The organism is Halorubrum yunnanense (genome assembly GCF_026586675.1).
In the GTDB taxonomy this organism is placed as follows: Archaea; Halobacteriota; Halobacteria; order Halobacteriales; family Haloferacaceae; genus Halorubrum; species Halorubrum yunnanense.
In genome coordinates, this window is record NZ_JAODIX010000019.1 from 1 (window position 1) to 18,602 (window position 18,602).

Here is an 18,602-nt window from a genome sequence, read left to right on the forward strand (position 1 = left end):
GGGTTAATCTGGCGGAATATTACAGTAAGAGCGTCCCAGACCGTCGTCACTAGGCGGCAAAACAAGGCAACTGAACTTCGACGGGACAGGAACGCCTGCAGCGGGGCTGAACCCCGACGCAACGACGTACGCCGCCGACGTGTTTGTGGTCACGAACCGGGGTACCAATCCGTCGACTCTGACCGTTGAGGGTACCGTCGACGGGTTGTCGTTGTACGCCCAACAGGGTGGCAGCGAGCGTCGACTTGACGGCGACAACCCTGCCGGTGTTGAGCTCGATGTCGGCGAGGAGGCGAACGTCTCGGTTCGGATCGACTCGTCGAACGAAAGCGCGCTGGAGTCGCTCGAGGAGATAACTATCGTAGCGAACGCGACCGACGAAGTTGACGGGTCGCCGGGTGGCGGTTCCAGCGGCGACGGGGGGCCAAACGGTGACCCCGGTGACGACGTTGACGCTGGAACTGAGGACGACGTCGCTCGGGCGACCGGCTCGGCGAGCGCCGGCGAGTCGGTGTCGCTCGATCTCGACGAAGTCAGCAATGCGGAACAGGACGACATCACCGTCGAGTCAACGAGTATCTCGTACGCTGAGGACGTCGACGGGGTGAACACCAGCGTCTCGGTCATCGACGCCGATTCAGCCGACGACGCGGCTCCCGGCGATCGTGAGCGGCCGCCGAACGCCTCCGTTCGCACGTACATCGATGTCTCTCATCCTGGGACCCCAGACGAGGCGATCGACGAGGCCTCGTTCCGATTCGTCCTGCCGCATGAGGCCGGCACCGAGGACCGGACCGTCTCGCTGCTCCGGTACGACGAGGCGAACGACGGTTGGGAGACAGCGTCGACCCGCGTCTCGTACGTCGAGAACAGCTCGGAGGGATACGTGTACGAGGGCCAGACAGAGGAGCTCTCGCTCTTCGCCGTCGTCCAGGCCGCCCGCGGGTTCTACGTTCAGACGAACGGAACGCTCCAAGCGGTCGACGCGAGCCTCACGACCGATCCCCAAACCGACTTCCCGACGAACGCGTACGGCACGTATCGTGATCGAGCGTTCAACGCCTCGTACTGGAAGACCGATGCTCGCGCTGACGCCGACGACGCGGCCGCGGTTATCCGCAAGGAACTCCGCATCGACCTCAAGCAGGCGACGAAGGACGCGGCGATCGATACGGCAGTCTCGTACGCGGACGACGCGCTCCAGTCGGCCGTCGGATTCAGCGGGATCGGGACCGCACTGACAGCGATCGACGTCGCTCTAAAATCCGACAAATTTGCCGGATCGCTCGGCCCCGGAATTCAGAAGCAGGCGGTCGCGATCCACGTTGATCCCGGCACCGAGTCGTACGACAAACTCCGGGCGAACCTCGCTGAGCTCGAAGAGAACTCGGCCGCGTACAAGGAGGCAAACAGGACCGAAAACGAGGCCAAACAAGACCAGCTGCTCGAAGAGCGCGAAGCGCTCCTCAGAGAGACGTACCTCCTCTTGCCGACCTACCTGAACGACGTCCACGGCGACGTCGTCGGGAACGCGGCCGGCATCGAGGATCCGCAGGCCTACCAGCAGATCCGCTCCGACGTGGAGTCGCTTCGGCTGCTCATAAAACTCGACTACGAGGAGACCACCGAAGAACGGTATAACGCGAAAGACGAGTCGTTGCCGCGTGAGACGTCCATGCCGACCCACGGCTGGACCTCCTTCGGGAGCGCGAAGATGTACGACACGATGGACCACGCGGACGACTACGCGGTGTTCAAGATTGATACGTCCCCCGGTGGGTCCGACGCCGGCGACCTCAACATCGACGTGACGGGTGCGAACGCCACCGCGCTCGAGACCGCCGTCGTCTCCGAGCGCCCCAACAACCCACGGATCGCCCGAGGACGCGAGCTCCCGGATAACGGGACCAACGAACTCGCTGCCACGATCGAGGACCCGACGGACACCACGTACCTCGTCGTGCGGGCCGGCGGGAGCCTCGGGCCGCTGAAGCTTACCGCGAGCGGCCACGAGGGGCCTGTCGACGTGGCGGTCGCCGAGCGGGCCGGTCCCGACGTCCAGCGACCGGAGGCCGACCTCGTCTCGGGTCCCGATCCGGTGACGCTCGCAGACGGCGACGCGGTGTACCCGACGAACGACACTGACACGGATCTCGTCTGGGACCTGTGGGACGCCAAGACCGACACCGCAGACATCGAGTACCGATTCCGCGTCGACGAGGGAGGCGGATTCTCCGGCGGCGAGAGCGGGAACGGGTGGACTGCGTGGGAAACCGCCCCCGAGGACGGTCGTGTGTCGCCGAACCTCACCTACGGCGACGGGCTGACTCGGGTACAGCTCCAGGTGCGCGACGGCGCCAACCGCACGACCGTGCGGAACGCGGACGTGGTGGTGACCGATGGGCCGCCGACCACGCGGGTCGCCGCGCCGCTCGCGGACGATCCCGCGTCCGGAGACGTGTACGTGAAGGTACTCTCCGAACAGCGGATAGACTCGGTCGAGCTGGAGTACCGTCCCGTCGGCGACGCGAACTGGACCGACTGGCGCACCGTGGAGGACGACGAGCTGGACGGATTCGGCCGACAGACCGCGCCGGTCGAGGGAGAGGTCGAGGTCCGAGCGCGGGCGACGAATCTCGCGGACGAGACCGGCGCCTGGGCGAGTGAGACGCTCACCTACGACCCGCCGGACGTGACCCCGCCCGAGATCGAGGGCGAATCGATCCCCTCGAAGCGCCCGACGATCGTCGGCGGCGAAGTGGTCGAACGCCGGGTAGTCGCGGACGAGACCGTTGAACTCGAGTGGTCCGCCGAGGACCACGTGACCGCCGACGGCGACTTGGAGTACCGCGTACGCGTCGACAACGAGGAATGGTCTGGGTGGTCCGCCACCGACGGCGGATTCTTTGACACCGATGTCGCCGTAGCGACGGAAGGGACGGACGTGGCCGTGCAAGTACGCGACGAGGCCGGAAACGTCGCGTCTCGGTCGGTCACGGTGCGTCGTGACGTCGACCCGCCGGCGGTCAATGTCACGGTGACAGACGATGTGACTGGGGTGGTCGTCGACCCGAGCGCCGACGAACCCGTGTCTTCGGTCCAGCTGGAGTACCGTCGGGCCGACGAGGAGAATTGGACCGACTGGCGGGCGCTCGGCTCGACGGAGGCGACCGCGGTCGAACTCGACGCGGCCGGTTCCTTCGAGCTCCGCGCCCGCGGGATCGACACTGCCGGCAACGTCGGTGGCTGGACCGACCCGGTTTCGTTCGCCAGTCTTCCGGCCGATCGATCGACGCCGATCATCGACGACGATGGAGAATCGTTCTCCGACGGCGTGAACCGCTCGTACGAGGTTCCGAACGCGTCGGAGATCGGATCGGGCGCCGCCGAGGGGATCGTCGCGTACAACGCGCTCGTCGACCAGATCGACGGCGAGCTGCTGTTGGATATGTACGTCACCACACGCGACGGCGACCGATACCCGATCTCGTCGGTCACCTTCTCCGAGGATAGCAACCAGACGGTGACCGCGGACCTCCCCGGGAACCTGACCGACGACGCCCGGATCGAAGTCGAAGTTAGAGGAAACGGTACGGTCGTGCTCGCGAGCCTCCGCGCCATCGACCGGCGCCCGGACGCTCCGCCGATCGACGCCGCCCCGACGAACGCGACCGTCGGAAGCGACGTTACCGTCTCCGCTCCCAACGACTGGACGGCGAGCGACGAGATCGTCGAGTACGAGTGGGACGTCGACGACGACGGCGAGTACGAGCGAACGACTGCGGCCGCAAACGTGACGACGACATATGACGAGGCCGGCGACCGGAACGTCACCCTTCGCCTGACAGACGCCTTCGGCGCGTCCGCGACGGCAGAGACGACGGTCAGCGTGAACGCGCCGCCGACGGCCGCGATCGCCGCCGACAGTCCGGTCTTGACGGACGAGCGGACCACGCTCTCGGCCGCTGACAGTGAGGATCCCGACGGAGAGGTCGTCGAGTACGAGTGGACGATCGAGGGAGCCGACGACGCCGCTGGCGTCGAGGCGAACCGGTCGTTCGGCGACGACGGTACGTACGCGGTCTCACTCACCGTCACTGACGACCAGGGAGCCACGGACACCGCGACGGCGAACGTGACGGTCGAGAACCGTCTCCCGACCGCGATCGGCGCGGTGACGATCGACACGCCCGTCGTCGGCGAGCCGGTGGCGTTCGACGCGAGCGACAGCGCCGATCCCGACGGGGAAGTCGTCGAAACGCGCTGGGACCTCGACGGCGACGGGGCGAACGAGTCCAACATGTCGGCGCCGACGGCGACTTACGACGAGTACGGAGAGCGGACCGCGACGCTGACCGTCGTCGACGACGACGGGGCGAGCAACGAGACGACGCTCTGGTTCGACGTGAACGCGCCGCCCGAACCGGCGCTGACCGCGAGCGACCCGGTGCTGACCGACGAGGCGATCGATCTCGACGCCGGCGACAGCGACGACCCCGACGGCACGATCGAGACGTACGAATGGGACGTCGACGGCGACGGGAACACCGAGGCGTCCGGTTCGACCGCTGCCGCCAACTTCGCCGACGACGGGACGTATCCGGTCGAACTCACCGTCACGGACGACGACGGGACGGCCCGGTCAGTCACGCGAAACGTGACGGTCGAGAACCGCCCGCCGACCGCCGCGGCGTCGGCCAACGACACCAACCCGCTGATCGGCGAGCCGGTGGCGCTCGACGCGGGCGACAGCGCCGATCCCGACGGCGACGTGGACGCCGCCGAGTGGGACGTCGACGACGACGGCACCTACGAGCTGACCGGCGTTCAGACGGCCGCGTCCTTCGACGAGTCGGGCGAGCAGACGGTCACGCTGCGGGTCACGGACGACGACGACGCGACGAACCGCACGACGCTCACCGTCGACGTGAACGCGCCGCCTGAACCGGTCGTGAACGTCTCCGATCTGGTCCTCACCGACGAGCCGGCGACGCTAAACGCCTCGCCGAGCGAGGACCCGGACGGCGAGATCGTCGCGTACGACTGGGCGATCGACGGCGCGACCGACGCCGAGGGCGTCGCGGCGAACCGGTCGTTCGACGACGACGGAACCTACCCGGTCTCGCTCACCGTCACCGACGACGACGGCGCGACCGCGACCGCGACGGCGAACGTCACAGTTGAGAACCGCCCGCCGGATCTGTGGCTCACGCGCGTCTCGCCCGAGGCGACGCCGGTGGAGACCGGCGAGCTTGTCGAGTACGCGGTCGATCCATCCGACGACGACGGAACGATCGGCAACGCGACGATCACCGTCACCCCGCCGACCGGGGACAACCGTACCGTGACGCCCCGGGGGACCGCGGACCTGCGGTTCAACGAGAGCGGCAACTGGACCGTGACGGCAGCCGTCAGCGACGACGACGGCGCCACCGCCGTCGCGAACGAGACGATCGAGGTCGACGAGGGGCTCGACGCGCGGGTGTACGTCGACGAGCTGTTCGGCGGTCGCGTGCTGAGCGCGAGCGCGTACGCCGAGGCCGAGGGGGTCGACTACGATGAGATCACCTACGAGTGGGACCTCGACGGCGACGGACAGTTCGAGGCCGACGGACGGACCCAGGACCGGTTCGTTTCGGAACCCGGCGGGTACGAGATCGCGGTTCGGGCCGACGCGTCGAACGCCTCGGCCGACGTCGACGAGGAGACGGTCGAGATCGACTCTGTCGACGAGGCCGTGACCTTCGACTGGCGGCGTGACGACGCTGGTGCGGTGGCGGACGCGACCGCCGGATCGGTGTACGTTACCGAGGGCGAAGAACAGGCGTCTGGGGAGGAGAGCGAGGGGTCGACCGTTCGCTCGCTCGCGCGCTCGAACGGCTCGACCCGCTGGAGTGCTACGGTTCCCTTCGCCGCGGGCGGGGCGATCGTCCGCGACGAAGCGGTGTACGCGGTCGGCGGGGGCGCGGCCCGGATCGACCGCGACTCCGGCGATGTCGAGTGGTCGTGGACTAGCGGCGGGTACGGCGACGCGCGGATCGCCGACGGCACCGTGTACGTGACGAGCGGCCGGTCGGTGACCGTACTCGACGCGACGACCGGCAACGTTCGGTGGGAAGACGCGGACAGCTCGTGGATAATCGGGTCGAAGATCGGTGACGGAACGCTCGTCACGTGGAGCCAACCGGACACCGAAGATGGATTCGCCAATGAGGTCGTCGTCCGTGATGCCGACAACGGTGACGTGCGTTGGAAAGTGACGCCGGATGGAGTCCCCGACATCGCCGGCGTCTCGGACGGTACAGTCGTGATTTCCCAAGCCGAGGACCTCACCGCATACGAGACGCAGACCGGCAACCTGACGTGGTCCCGTCAGCTCCCGGACGCCGGGGCGAGCTCCCCGTCGCTGGATTCAGTACGGGGCGCGAACGGGACGATCTACGCCAGCGGGGACGCGCTCTCCGGCGGGTGGACCGCCGCGTTCTCGTCTGACGGCGAGCGGCTGTGGCGTTCCGACGGCCGCGACGAGAGTCATCTCGAACTCTCCGGCGAGACTGTGTACGTCGCCGCTACGGACGGCGTTACCGCCTACGACCGGAGTGACGGATCGATCGAGTGGAACCAGAGCCTCGCAGTGGAAGATCCGAATCTCCGCGTGGGCAAAGAGACGGTTCTGATCGAAGACTCTTCCAGCGGTCGAAGTACCGTCGTCGACGCCGGCACGGATTCCGTTGAGTGGAGCATCACGACCGGAGACATCTTCTACAGATCGGTCTACGAGGACGAGACGATCTACGCCGGCACCGGCGCGGGCGTTTACGCCGTTTCTGCGGACGCCTCCACGGCCGACGACGGAACGACCGCTGAGGACGAGACGTGATGCCGCGGCTTACCGGTTAGCAGTTATCGAAACCGTTCCGCGGGTCGCGTTGGGCCCTTGGTTCAGATCAGCCGCTCGGCGATCCGACCGGCGCCCTCCGCGGCGGCGGTCGCGGGGTCGTCGGGGGAGACGACCTCGACGTCGCGGTCGAGCTCGGCCGAGAGCCGCTCCTCGAACTCCTCGGTGAGCCCGGGGATGCAGGCCATGCCGCCGGTCGCCGCGACCGGGCGGCCCAGGGCGAGCTGGTACGGCTTCATGTGGTCGTTCGCGAGCTCCGGGAGGAACTCGTTGGCGACGACGTCGACGGCCTCGTCGATGTAGCGGTCCACCGGCTCCCGCACGCCGCGGTCGACGGTGAACTCGTGGCTCCCGCCGCCGGGCTGCTGGATCACGTCCGTGAACGGCTCGAAATCGTACACATCCGCGTGCTCTTCCTTATACTCCCGGGCGGTCGTCCGGTCGATGTGGACCCGGCCCTGGCTCTCCTCCTCGACGGCGGCGACGATCCGACGGTCGACCTCGTTGCCAGTCACCGAACCAGTCGAGAACGGCGAGAGCTGCTCGCCGCGCCGGTAGGCGCACGCCTCCAGCGTCGTCGACCCCATGTTGATCGAGACGAACACCTCGTCGATCGCGGCCAGGTCGTCGCCGTAGGCGGGGATCGCCCCGCACAGCGACTCGGGGTAGCTCCGCGTCTCGACCTCCCCGATGGAGGACCCCTCGATCACCGACCGGAGGTTCTCCACGCCGGCCTCGTTGTCGATGGTGGGGACCGCGTAGACGACCGCGCTGTCCTCGGGGACGTCGTGGGCGTCGACGAGCGCCTCGAAGAAGCGCTCGGCGTCGGCGACGCTCTCGTCGTCCTCCGGCAGCCCCGACCGAAGCATGAATCGCACCGTGTCGGGGTACTCGATCGCGGCCTCGTGGCCGAACAGCGCCTTCTCGTCGCCCGTGATGGCGTCCTCGTAGGTCGCCAGACACGTCAGCGTCGAGTGGCGCTCGCGGCCGCCCCGGCCGTCGGGGAGGTCGAGCACCGTCCGGGTGCTGCCGAGTTTCACGCCGACCGCTTCCGGGCCGTCTGTACCGTTGATATCCGTGGATTCGTCGTCGTCGCTCATTGTTAATCACTCGCACACGAAGCGATCCGGACGATGGAGACGAGACTGATCCGGTGGTCCGCGGGAGTGAAGGGCCGGTCGCCCCGCGGGGCGTCGAACCCCTCGAGCCGACGCGTCAGCGCGTCGACCGCGTCGGGGGCGACCCAGCCGAGTTCGGCGTAGTACGACAGCGCGTCGCGGCTCCGCACGTGGCCGCCGACGTCGACGAGGTAGCCGAGCCACTCGCCGACCTCGCGTTCCGCGTCCGGCGAGGCCGGGACCGCCCGCAGGTACGGGCGGTCCTCGGCGTCGGCGGAGTTCGACCCGCCGCCGGACAGCCGTAGCCCTCGCTGACGCTGGAGCAGCTCGGTGAACGCGGCCGAGCGGGCGGCCTGCTCCGCTCGGTTCCGGTTCGGCTGACGAAGCGACCGCTCCCGAGGCGCCTCGTCGGCGTCGTCCCGCGGTGCTCCCGCGATCCGGCGCAGCTCTCGTACGTCGTATCTCCGTGGATTCAGACTCATGTTCCGTCCGTCGTTCGCGTCCGTGCCCTCACGGTCGCCACCGACGTATATGATAGTTCCTCCGCAGTTATCACCGATGAGAAACTATTCCGCCTTCGACTCGGCCCCGCGTCGCCGCCTCCGGGCGGTCACTCCGCGTCGCCGCCTCCGGGCGGTCACTCCGCGCCGGCCCACGGGAGCGGCTCCGTACACCAGTGACAGAAGTCGAGCTCGGCGTCGGTCTCCTTCCCGCAGCTCGGGCACTCGACCCGGGCCGACTCGTCGCCCTCGCCGGTGATCTCGCCGACCGGCGAGCCGGCGCCGCCCTCGTCGTCCGCGCTCGCGGCGCGGCGCCGGATCGTCTCGGCGGTCGCGTCGACGCGCTTCCGCTCGGCGACGTCCGCCCGGCCCAGGACGAAGGCGTCGATCGACGACAACACGGTCAGGAGGGCGATCGGAATAGCGATCTCGGTCGGCAGCGCGGCGGCGGTCTCCAGCGGCGACGCGGTCGACCCGCCAGGGTCGACGTCGTAGAGCGCGAGCAGCGCCACCCCGCCCCCGACGATCGTGAGGTGCCACAGCAGCGCCCGTCCCCAGCGGCGCAAGACGAGGTGTCCGAGCCCCGGGAAGGCCAGGGCCAAGACGGCGGCGAGGACGGGACGCAACTGGTCTCGCATACGACCCGGATTCGAGTGGGGGGTATTTACGGCCTACGGTGTCGGCGGTCGCCTCGTCGGGGACATCGGCGCTCCGTCCGTCTCGGATAACAACCGTTAATCGACGCGCAGTCGTCCGGTCGACTATGAGCAGGCAGCGGGCGACCGCGTTCGTCCCCGGGCACGTCACCGCCTTCTTCAGCGCGCACCCCGCCGACCGCCCCGCGGCCGCCGGGTCGCGCGGGGCCGGCATCGCCCTCACCGACGGGGTGACGGTCCGGGTGTCGGCGTCGGAGGGAGACGGGAGCGACGGCCTCGCGGCCGACGCCTCCCCCGCTGACGGCCCCGCCGGTTCCCGCACGATCGACGGCGAGCCCGGGACGATCGGCGCGGTCGAGGACGTGCTCGCGGAACTCGGCCGCGGGGGCGCCCACGTCGCGGTCGAGACAGACCTCCCGATCGGCGCCGGCTTCGGGGTCTCCGGCGCCGCGGCGCTCGGTGCGGCGCTCGCGGCCAACGACGCCCTCGACGGCGGGCGGTCCGAGAACGAGCTGGTCCGGATCGCCCACGAGGCGGAGGTGGGTCGCGAGACCGGCCTCGGCGACGTGGTCGCGCAGGCGCGCGGCGGGGTCCCGATTCGGGTGGAGCCGGGCGCGCCCGGCGTCGGGGAACTCGACGGCATCCCCGCGGGCGCCCGCGTGGAGTACGTCACTTTCGGCGAGCTCTCGACGGAGGCGGTCCTCGGGGGCGACACGGATACCCTCTCGGCCGCGGGCGAGGACGCGCTGGACCGGCTCCGCGCGGATCCCCGACTCCCGACGCTGATGGACGCGGCCCGAGAGTTCGCCCGCGAGGCGGACCTCCTCGTCCCCGAGGTCGCCGAGACGATCGCGGCGGTCGGCGAGGAGCGCGACGGCGCGGACAGCGCTTCGGGTCGGGAGCCCGACGACCACGGAGCCGCCATGGCGATGCTCGGCCGCACCGTCTTCGCGCTCGGCACCGGCCTCTCCGACGCGGGCTACGAGCCCGAGGCCTGCCGGATCGACGCCGCGGGCGCGCGGCTCGTCGGCGACGACACGATGCCGGAGCGGATGCGTCGACTTCGCGGCGAATACCCGCGCGAGACCGTCGAATTGTCCGCGATCGACGGAGGGTCCGACGACGAGTGCACGGGTACCGACTCGTGACGACCGCCGTCGACTGCGGTGGTTCGGTCAGCTTCGACGGGGGGGTCTCCCCGACGTCCTTCCCGTCGCTGCAGGTATCTCCGGGCCGCACTCAATAGCCTCTCGCCGACGCCGACGAACAAAGCTTTACCGCGTCGCCCGCCTATCTCCGGCAAATGGTACTCGACGACCTCGGTACGTCTCTCCGGAGCAGCCTCGACAAGCTCCAGGGGAAGTCCCGACTCTCCGAGAGCGACGTCGAGGAGATCGTCAAGGAGATCCAGCGCTCGCTCCTCTCCGCCGACGTCGACGTCTCCCTCGTGATGGAGCTGTCGGACTCGATCAAGTCCCGGGCCCTTGAGGAGGAGCCGCCGGGCGGCACGACCGCGAAGGACCACGTCCTCAAGATCGTCTACGAGGAGATGGTCGAGCTGGTCGGGGACTCGACGGAGCTCCCCCTCGAAAACCAGACGATCCTCCTCGCCGGCCTCCAGGGGTCGGGGAAGACGACCTCCGCCGCGAAGATGGCGTGGTGGTTCTCGAAGAAGGGGCTCCGCCCCGCCGTCATCCAGACGGACACCTTCCGGCCGGGCGCGTACGACCAAGCCAAGCAGATGTGCGAGCGCGCGGAGGTCGAGTTCTACGGCGACCCCGACAGCGACGACCCGGTCGAGATCGCCCGCGAGGGGCTTGCGGCGACCGAGGACGCCGACGTGCACATCGTCGACACGGCGGGGCGCCACGCGCTCGAAGACGACCTCATCGCGGAGATCGAGGAGATCGAGTCGGCGGTCGACCCCGACCGCTCCCTCCTCGTGCTCGACGCCGCGATCGGGCAGGGCGCCAAGGATCAGGCCCGCCAGTTTGAGTCGTCGATCGGGATCGAGGGCGTGATGATCACCAAGCTCGACGGGACCGCCAAGGGCGGTGGCGCGCTGACGGCGGTCAACGAAACCGACTCCTCCATCGCCTTCCTCGGGACCGGCGAGACGGTCCAAGACATCGAGCGGTTTGAGCCCTCCGGGTTCATCTCCCGGCTGCTCGGCATGGGCGACTTAAAACAGCTCTCCGAGCGCGTTGAGCGCGCCATGGAGGAGGCGCAAGACGAGGACGAGGACTGGGACCCCGAGGACATGCTGAAAGGGGAGTTCACCCTGAAGGACATGAAAAAGCAGATGGACGCGATGAACCGGATGGGCCCCCTCGACCAGGTGATGGACATGATCCCCGGGATGGGCGGCGGGATGATGGACCAGCTCCCGGACGACGCGATGGACGTGACCCAAGACCGGATGCGCCGGTTCGAGCGCATCATGGACTCGATGACCGAGGAGGAGCTGACGAACCCCCGCGTCGTCGGCCAGTCGCGCACCGAGCGCATCGCCCGCGGCTCGGGGACCGACGAGGAGACGGTCCGACAGCTCTTAGAGCAGCACTCGATGATGGAGCAGACGATCAGCCAGTTCCAGGGCATGGGCGAGGGCGACATGCAGCGCATGATGAAGAAGATGGGCGGCGAGGGCGGCGGCGGCCTCGGCGACATGATGGGCGGCGGGAAGGGACCGTTCTAACTAACTGACTGACGGCGAATCTCCGGTTTAGTTATAAGTAACCGCGTGATGCTCGGTAGTCGCGAGCTCCGAAGTTGTAGTCGCTCAGCCCTGGCTTGTTGCTGTCGGCGGCGCGGCGAACCTCGCAAAGCCCAGCCGCTTGCTTATAAGCGGTTGTCGTTAGATCGACGGTGAACACCTCCAAAGCCCCAGTCGCGACGACTCGGGGGCCTTGCTGCGCTCCTCGCTCGCGCTGCTCGCTGCGGTGCTTACTGCGGCCGCCTTCGTCCTCGCGACTGCCCCTTTGAGTCCCATCCGCTCCGCACAGCACCGCACCTCACGCCTCCCCAGCCTCGCCGCTCGCGCCTTATAAAGGCGCTCGCGGCGTCCCTCGCACGCGCTTCTCGCGCCCGATTGGCGCTCGAAGGCGCGCAGGGCGAGAGCGAAGCTCTCGCTTGCAGCCGGCGCGTAGCGCCGGCGACGCCACCGCGGAATCACAGAGTCACACCTATCGGCAGCCCCCGAGCGCTTCAGACCATTTATACGGGCGACCGAGCAACTGGCGGTCGATGAACCTCGGGCGGGTCAGGGAGTACGACGTGCTCGCGTTGACCGCCCTGATCTGGTTTCTCGGGAAGTTCGTGCGATACGCGTTCCCGCCGCTCTTCGAGCCGTTGCAGGCGAGTTACGGCGTGAGCAACGCCGCCGTCGGCGTCGCGTTCTCGGGATTCATGACCGTCTACGCGCTGATGCAGTTCCCGAGCGGCGCGGTCGCCGACCGCGTCGGCGCGGTCCGAGTGATCACCGCGGGAGCGGCCGTCGCAGGCGCCGGGTCGCTCGCGGTCCTGTTCGAAGCGCCGTTCGTCGCCCTCGCGGGGGCGATGCTCGTCATCGGCGCCGGGACGGGGGCGCACAAGACGGTCGCGATCCGGCTGCTCTCGCGGGTGTACCCGGCTCGGACCGGACGCGCGCTCGGCGTCCACGACACCTTCGGGGCGTTCGGCGGCGTGGTCGCGCCCGCGGCGGTCGTCCTCTTCGTGTCGGCGCCGCCCGCACTCGACGCCCTCCTCTCGCGGCTGCCAGGCGCGGACTGGCGGGCGCTCTTCGTCCTCACCGGCCTCGTCGCGCTCGCGCTCGCCCCGGTCTTTCTCGTTCGCGTGCCGGGGCGGCTCCCGGCCGACGCCGACCGCGGTCCGGAGCGCGACGGCCCGGAACCGAGCGCCCGGGACTACCTCGTGCTGTTCGAGGACCGGCGGATCGCGGCGTTCGTCTTCGTCACGATCGCCTTCTCGTTCGCGTACAACGGGACGGTCGCCTTCCTCCCGCTGTACCTCTCGGAGGCGGCGGGCCTCGCCACGACGACCGCGAGCCTGCTGTACTCCGCGCTGTTCGCGGTCACGTTCGTCCAACTCGTCACCGGCGACCTCTCCGACCGACTCGGGCGGTTTCCGGTGATGGTCGCCGCGCTCGGGCTCGCGGCCGCGGCCATCGTCGGCGTCGTCGCGCTCGCGGGGTCGGGCGCGGTCGTCCTCGGGGGCCTCGTCGTCGCACTCGGGCTCGGCTCGCACGGGTTCCGCCCCGTCCGGGGCGCATACCTCGTCGAAGCCCTCCCCGAGCGGCTGGCCGGCGGCGGGCTCGGCGTCGTCCGGACGCTGCTCATGGGCGCCGGCGCGGTCGCGCCCGCGGTCGTCGGCGCGATCGCCGACGTCGCCGGGTTTCGCCCCGCCTTCGCGCTGCTCGCCGGTTCGATGGGGGCGGCGGCGCTCGTCGCCGGCGGACTGTGGCTGACGACGTAGCGTCGCGACCGGCGGTCCTCACTCCTCCGGCGGCTCCGGGTCGAACGCCTCCGGGTCGAACTCGTGCTCCCGGAGCCGGTCGAGGTCGACCGCGCGGAGCACGGACTCGTCGGTCGCCTCCAACACGACCGGCGGGGCGACCCCGGCGTCGGCCGCCTCGGCCCACCGGCCGACGCAGAGGCACCAGCGGTCGCCCGGCTCCAGCCCGGGGAAGTCGAACTCCGGCCGCGGCGTGATCAGGTCGTTGCCGCGCTCGCGGCTGTACGTCAGGAACTCGGCGGTCACGACCGCACAGAGGGTGTGCTCGCCGACGTCGCCGTCGACGTCGCGGCAGTGCCCGTCGCGGAGGTAGCCGGTCGTGGGCTCGCCGCCGCAGGGCGCGAGCTCGCCGCCGAACACGTTGCGGTCGTCCTCGCGCTCGTTGCTCTCGTCGATAGACACATGCTTGATTCAGGGCCTGCGAGACTTATCAATGGCGCCGGGTGCGCGTGTCTCCGGGCCGCCCGACAGTATAAGAAGCGCCCGACCGAACCCCGAGCAAATGAGCCGGAACGACGAGGTCGCGTCCCGCTTAGAGGAGTTCGCCGATCTGCTCGAGGCGACGGGTGTCGAGTACAAGCCGACTGCGTACCGCCGCGCCGCCGAGAACGTCCGCGAGCACACCGCCCCGATCGAGAACCTCGCGGGCGAGGGCGAGGACGCGGTCGCCGAGATCGACCGCGTCGGCGACGCGATCGCGTCGAAGATCGTGGAATACTTCGAGACCGGCGCGATCGAGGAGCTGGAGGCGCTGCGCGAGGAGCTCCCGGTCGACATGGCGGGGCTCACCGCGGTCGAGGGCGTCGGCCCGAAGACGGTCGGCAGCCTCTACGAGGCGCTCGGCGTCACCACGCTCGACGAGCTGGAGGCGGCCGCGGAGGCCGGAGAGATCCGGGAGGTCTCCGGCTTCGGCGCGAAGACGGAGGAGAACATCCTCGACAGGATCCCCTTCGCCCGCGAGGCCCGGAAGCGCACCCGGCTCGGCGACGCGCGGCCCGTCGCCGACGCGGCGCTCGCGTACCTCGCCGACGTCGACCCGGTCGCGTCGGTCGAGGTGTGCGGCTCGATCCGGCGCTGGAAGGACACCATCGGCGACGTCGACCTGCTCGTCGCCAGCGACGCGCGGGAGCCGGTCGTCGAGGCGTTCACCGACTGGCCCGACGCCGACGCGACGATCGAGGCGGGCACCGGGAAGGCGAGCGTCCGCGCGGACGGGACCCGGGTCGACCTCCGGGTCGTCGACGGCGAGGAGTTCGGCGCCGCGCTCCAGTACTTCACCGGCTCGCGCGCCCACAACGTCTCCGTGCGAAACCGTGCGATCGACCGCGGCCTGAAGCTCAACGAGTACGGGCTGTTCGACGTGAGCGACGTCGACGGCGCGGACGGCGCGGACGACGCCGCCGCCGACGAGGGCGCCGACGGCCAGCGCGTCGGCGAGCGCGTCGCCGGCGAGACCGAGGCCGGCGTCTACGAGGTGCTCGACATGGACCCGGTCCCGCCGGAGCTCCGCGAGGACAACGGCGAGGTCGAGGCGGCCGCGGCGGGCGAGCTCCCCGACCTCGTCGAGACGGGCGACCTGCGCGGCGACCTCCACACGCACACCGACTGGTCGGACGGCGGGTTCACGATCGCGGAGATGGTCGCGGCGGCCGCGGAGCGCGGCTCCGACTACCACGTCGTCACCGACCACGCCGCCGGGCCGGGGATCTTCGGGAACACCGGGCTCGACGAGGCCGCGATCGCCGAGCAGGCCGAGGCGGTCGCGGAAGCGGCGGACGAGGTCGACGACGCTATCGAGGTGTTCCACGGGATCGAGGCGAACATCGACGCCGAGGGGGCGATCACCACCGACGACGAGGCGCTCGCCGACCTCGACCTGGTCGTCGCCTCGCCCCACTCCGCGCTCGGACAGGACGACGAGGCCGCCACGGCGCGGCTGGTCCGCGCGGTCGAACACCCGCACGTCGACGTCTTGGGCCACCCGACCGGGCGGATCATCAACAGCCGCCCGGGCGTGTCGCCCGACGTCGAGGCCGTCGTCGCCGCCGCGGCCGACGCGGGCACCGCGATCGAGGTGAACGCGAACCCCGCCCGCCTCGACGCCGACGGCGACACGGTCCGCGCCGCGCTCGACGCGGGCGCGACGATCGCCGTGAACACCGACGCGCACTCGCCCCGCGAGCTCGACAACGCGCGGTACGGCGTTCACACCGCCCGGCGCGGCTGGGCCGAGACCGCCGACGTGCTCAACGCCCGGTCGGCCGAGGGCCTGCGCGAGTTCCTCGACGGCTGATGCCGGGCGACGACGGGGCGTCCGATGACAGCAACCGCGTGGCGGGCCACCGCGCGGCCGGCCCGGGCTCCGACCCGCCGCCGGTCCTCCTCGACGTCATGTGCGGAAAACTCGCCACGTACCTCCGGATGTGCGGCTACGACGCGGGGTACGCGCTCGACCGCGGGATCGAGGCCGACGACCGGCTCCTGTCGCTCGCGGTCGACGAGGGCCGAACCCTGATCACCCGCGACCGCGAGCTCGCCGCGCGGGCCGACGGCGCGCTCCTCCTGACCGAGCGCGACGTGCTCGACCAGCTCCGCGAGGTCGCCGAGGCGGGGCTTCCGGTCGGGCTCGCCGCCGAACCGACGCGCTGCGGCGACTGCAACGGTCCGGTCGAACGGGTCGGTCCGGAGGGGGCCGACGTCGGCCCCGACGACCGCCCCGAATACGTCCCCGACGACGTGGGGACCTCGCGCACGGACGAGGAGACGGGCGGCGACTCCGACGCCGACCCCCGCCCCGCGTGGCGCTGTCGCGACTGCGGGCAGTGGTTCTGGAAGGGCGGCCACTGGGAGTCGGTCGCCGAGCGGCTCGACCGGATGTGAGCCCGCCGCCGGCGTCCGCGGGGTCGCTCCGAGCGTAACCGGTTTGCCCGCGACCCGCCTACGACTCGTCAATGAACCGCGATCAGGCGGTCGACCGGCTGGCGACGCTCGTCGACCGGGTCGAGGCGGAGACGATGCCCGTGCCCGTCCGCGAGGTGTGGGCGTTCGGCGACGTCGCGCTCGGGCTCGACCCCGTCGAGCGCCTCGACGTCTACCTCACCAAGGACGTGATCATGGGCGGGGACGCCGACGCGGCCGCCGCGTTCGAGGCCGAGTACGGCGTGAAGGGGGTCGGTACCTCCGTGCGGGCCGAGTGGGCCGAGGCGCACCCGGACCGCGTGCGCGTGAGCGACAACGGGTACGCCGCCCCCGAGAAGTGCCTCGCGGCCGAGCTCGTCGACGGCGAGGGACTGCGTCCCTCTGGCAACCGGGCTTCGCCCGGTGACAGTCGGACGCAGTCCGACGACGGCGAGCCGATCCACCTCGAGGTGTGTAACGCGAGCTTCGAGGACAACGTGCGTCGGCGATTAAAAGGGGCGCTCGCCAGCGACGCCTACGAGGAGGTGCTCGACCCGCGCGGGGTCTGCCTGTGGGTCGACGGCACTCGCGACCGAGAGGCGTTCGATCGGCTGCGCGAGGCTTCCCTCGCGATGCCGACCCTCCCGGCCGCGCTCGGGATGCTCGGCGCCGACGAAGACGTCGCGAAGGAGGCCGCGGACGTGCTCAAGCGCCGGCGGGCCGAGCAGGAGGGAGCGTCGGTGCGCGGCGACATGGTCTGAGGCGGTACTCCGCGGCCCCTCGACCGCCGGCCGCGTCTGGCCGCCACCGGACCGCTTTTGAGAGTGATCGCCGTGTGGACGGTATGCCCACGCCCACCGACCGCGTCCGGCGCGCGGAGCGCTCTCGGATCCGCGTGATGTTCGACCTCGCACAGCGTCACGACGGCGACCTCGTCAGGCTGGAGGTCGGCGAGCCCGACTTCGACACCCCCGAACACGTGATCGACGCGGCCGCGAGCGCCGCTCGCGGCGGCGCGACCCACTACACCTCCAACGCGGGGCTGCCCGAGTGCCGGCGGGCCATCAGCGACACGCTCGCGGGCGAGTACGGCATCGAGCACGACCCCGACGAGATCGTCGTCACCGTCGGCGGGATGGAGGCGCTCCACCTCGCGACCCTCGCGACGGTGTCGCCCGGCGAGGAGCTGCTCGTTCCGGGCCCGACCTGGCCCAACTACGAGACGCAGGCGACGCTCGCGGACGGGACCTTCCGCGAGGTGCCCATGCCCGCGGAGACCGGGTTCGACCTCGACGCGGACCGCGTGATCGACGCGATGAGCGACGACACCGCGGCGGTCGTACTCACGACGCCGTCGAACCCGACCGGCCGGGTCTTCGACCGCGACGAGTGCCGGGCGGTCGTCGAGGCCGCGGCCGACCGCGACGCCTACGTGATCGCCGATGAGGTGTACCTCGGGCTCACCTACGACGGGCCGGCCGAGGGGATCGCCGCGTCCACCGGCCACCCGGACCACGTGCTGACGGTGGGCTCCTGCTCGAAGGCGTACGCCATGACCGGGTGGCGACTCGGGTGGCTCACGGGCGACCGAGCGGTGATCGACGAGGTGACGACGGTTCGCGAGTCGACCACGGCCTGCGCGTCGAGCGTCGCGCAGCACGCTGCGATCGCCGCCCTCACCGGGCCGCAGGAGCCGTTCGAGGAGATGTACCGCGCGTTCGAGGAGCGCCGCGACCTCGTCGTCGACCGCGTCGCCGGCATCGACGGGCTCTCGTGTCCCCGGCCGGAGGGCGCGTTCTACGCCTTCCTCGACCCCGGGCTCGACGCCCCCGCAATCGACGTCGCGAAGTACCTCCTGAACGAGCACGGCGTCGTCCTCGCGCCCGGCGACGGCTTCGGCGACACCGCGCCCGGGCGGCTCCGGCTCTCGTTCGCCAGCGCCGTCGACCGGCTCGAGGAGGGGTTCGACCGGATCGAGGCCGGGCTGGCGGAGTACTGACCGCCGGTTCCGTCGGGATCC

12 protein-coding genes are annotated in these 18,602 nt (G+C 70.3%); 8 read left to right on the forward strand and 4 right to left on the reverse strand.

What is annotated here, in order from left to right:
* The first annotated feature begins 211 nt into the window (after positions 1–211).
* Positions 212–6,880 carry a PKD domain-containing protein gene (locus tag N5096_RS03825; protein WP_267663006.1) on the forward strand — a complete coding sequence of 2,223 codons (6,669 nt, stop codon included), beginning with the start codon at positions 212–214 and terminating at the stop codon, positions 6,878–6,880.
* A 62-nt stretch (positions 6,881–6,942) separates the two neighbouring features.
* Here the strand turns inward: N5096_RS03825 and N5096_RS03830 are convergent, their stop codons facing one another.
* From N5096_RS03830 to N5096_RS03840, 3 genes are all read right to left on the reverse strand, one after another.
* Positions 6,943–7,998: an actin-like salactin gene (locus N5096_RS03830; RefSeq protein ID WP_267663007.1), complete on the reverse strand. Its 1,056-nt coding sequence runs from the start codon at positions 7,996–7,998 to the stop codon at positions 6,943–6,945.
* Between the two features lie 2 nt (positions 7,999–8,000).
* On the reverse strand, positions 8,001–8,498 hold the full coding sequence (locus tag N5096_RS03835; RefSeq protein ID WP_267663008.1) for a FlaD/FlaE family flagellar protein: 498 nt from the start codon (positions 8,496–8,498) through the stop codon (positions 8,001–8,003).
* A 155-nt stretch (positions 8,499–8,653) separates the two neighbouring features.
* Positions 8,654–9,154 carry a DUF7575 domain-containing protein gene (locus N5096_RS03840; RefSeq protein WP_267663009.1) on the reverse strand — a complete coding sequence of 167 codons (501 nt, stop codon included), beginning with the start codon at positions 9,152–9,154 and terminating at the stop codon, positions 8,654–8,656.
* A 125-nt stretch (positions 9,155–9,279) separates the two neighbouring features.
* Between N5096_RS03840 and N5096_RS03845 the strand changes: the two genes are divergently transcribed.
* The 3 genes from N5096_RS03845 to N5096_RS03855 all read left to right on the forward strand — a co-directional run bounded on the left by N5096_RS03845 (position 9,280) and on the right by N5096_RS03855 (position 13,645).
* Complete coding sequence (locus N5096_RS03845) at positions 9,280–10,320, forward strand: pantoate kinase (RefSeq protein ID WP_267663010.1); 1,041 nt, start codon at positions 9,280–9,282, stop codon at positions 10,318–10,320.
* Between the two features lie 155 nt (positions 10,321–10,475).
* Positions 10,476–11,870, forward strand: coding sequence for a signal recognition particle protein Srp54 (locus N5096_RS03850; RefSeq protein ID WP_267663011.1), 1,395 nt, complete (start codon positions 10,476–10,478; stop codon positions 11,868–11,870).
* 548 nt (positions 11,871–12,418) lie between these two features.
* The gene (locus N5096_RS03855; RefSeq protein ID WP_267663012.1) at positions 12,419–13,645 is read left to right on the forward strand and encodes an MFS transporter; all 1,227 of its coding nucleotides are present in this window, start codon (positions 12,419–12,421) and stop codon (positions 13,643–13,645) included.
* 18 nt (positions 13,646–13,663) lie between these two features.
* Here the strand turns inward: N5096_RS03855 and N5096_RS03860 are convergent, their stop codons facing one another.
* Complete coding sequence (locus N5096_RS03860; RefSeq protein ID WP_267663013.1) at positions 13,664–14,086, reverse strand: DUF2237 family protein; 423 nt, start codon at positions 14,084–14,086, stop codon at positions 13,664–13,666.
* A 100-nt stretch (positions 14,087–14,186) separates the two neighbouring features.
* Between N5096_RS03860 and polX the strand changes: the two genes are divergently transcribed.
* From polX to N5096_RS03880, 4 genes are all read left to right on the forward strand, one after another.
* Positions 14,187–15,977 carry a DNA polymerase/3'-5' exonuclease PolX gene (gene polX, locus N5096_RS03865; protein WP_267663014.1) on the forward strand — a complete coding sequence of 597 codons (1,791 nt, stop codon included), beginning with the start codon at positions 14,187–14,189 and terminating at the stop codon, positions 15,975–15,977.
* Entirely contained in the window at positions 15,977–16,564 is a 588-nt protein-coding gene (locus N5096_RS03870) for a Mut7-C RNAse domain-containing protein (protein ID WP_379789924.1), read from the forward strand. The genes polX and N5096_RS03870 overlap by 1 nt, the downstream gene beginning before the upstream one ends.
* A 71-nt stretch (positions 16,565–16,635) precedes the next feature.
* Positions 16,636–17,343, forward strand: coding sequence for a DUF7095 family protein (locus N5096_RS03875; RefSeq protein WP_267663015.1), 708 nt, complete (start codon positions 16,636–16,638; stop codon positions 17,341–17,343).
* Positions 17,344–17,426: 83 nt separating this feature from the next.
* Positions 17,427–18,581, forward strand: coding sequence for a pyridoxal phosphate-dependent aminotransferase (locus N5096_RS03880; protein WP_267663016.1), 1,155 nt, complete (start codon positions 17,427–17,429; stop codon positions 18,579–18,581).
* The last annotated feature ends 21 nt before the right edge of the window (positions 18,582–18,602 follow it).

What these genes read in the sequence shown, in the direction of transcription:
- N5096_RS03830 (WP_267663007.1), bottom strand. Translation starts at nt 7,998, where the DNA reads ATGAGCGACGACGACGAATCCACGGATATCAACGGTACAGACGGCCCG.
- N5096_RS03835 (WP_267663008.1), bottom strand. Translation starts at nt 8,498, where the DNA reads ATGAGTCTGAATCCACGGAGATACGACGTACGAGAGCTGCGCCGGATC.
- N5096_RS03840 (WP_267663009.1), bottom strand. Translation starts at nt 9,154, where the DNA reads ATGCGAGACCAGTTGCGTCCCGTCCTCGCCGCCGTCTTGGCCCTGGCC.
- N5096_RS03845 (WP_267663010.1), top strand. Translation starts at nt 9,280, where the DNA reads ATGAGCAGGCAGCGGGCGACCGCGTTCGTCCCCGGGCACGTCACCGCC.
- N5096_RS03850 (WP_267663011.1), top strand. Translation starts at nt 10,476, where the DNA reads ATGGTACTCGACGACCTCGGTACGTCTCTCCGGAGCAGCCTCGACAAG.
- N5096_RS03855 (WP_267663012.1), top strand. Translation starts at nt 12,419, where the DNA reads ATGAACCTCGGGCGGGTCAGGGAGTACGACGTGCTCGCGTTGACCGCC.
- polX (WP_267663014.1), top strand. Translation starts at nt 14,187, where the DNA reads ATGAGCCGGAACGACGAGGTCGCGTCCCGCTTAGAGGAGTTCGCCGAT.
- N5096_RS03870 (WP_379789924.1), top strand. Translation starts at nt 15,977, where the DNA reads ATGCCGGGCGACGACGGGGCGTCCGATGACAGCAACCGCGTGGCGGGC.
- N5096_RS03875 (WP_267663015.1), top strand. Translation starts at nt 16,636, where the DNA reads ATGAACCGCGATCAGGCGGTCGACCGGCTGGCGACGCTCGTCGACCGG.
- N5096_RS03880 (WP_267663016.1), top strand. Translation starts at nt 17,427, where the DNA reads ATGCCCACGCCCACCGACCGCGTCCGGCGCGCGGAGCGCTCTCGGATC.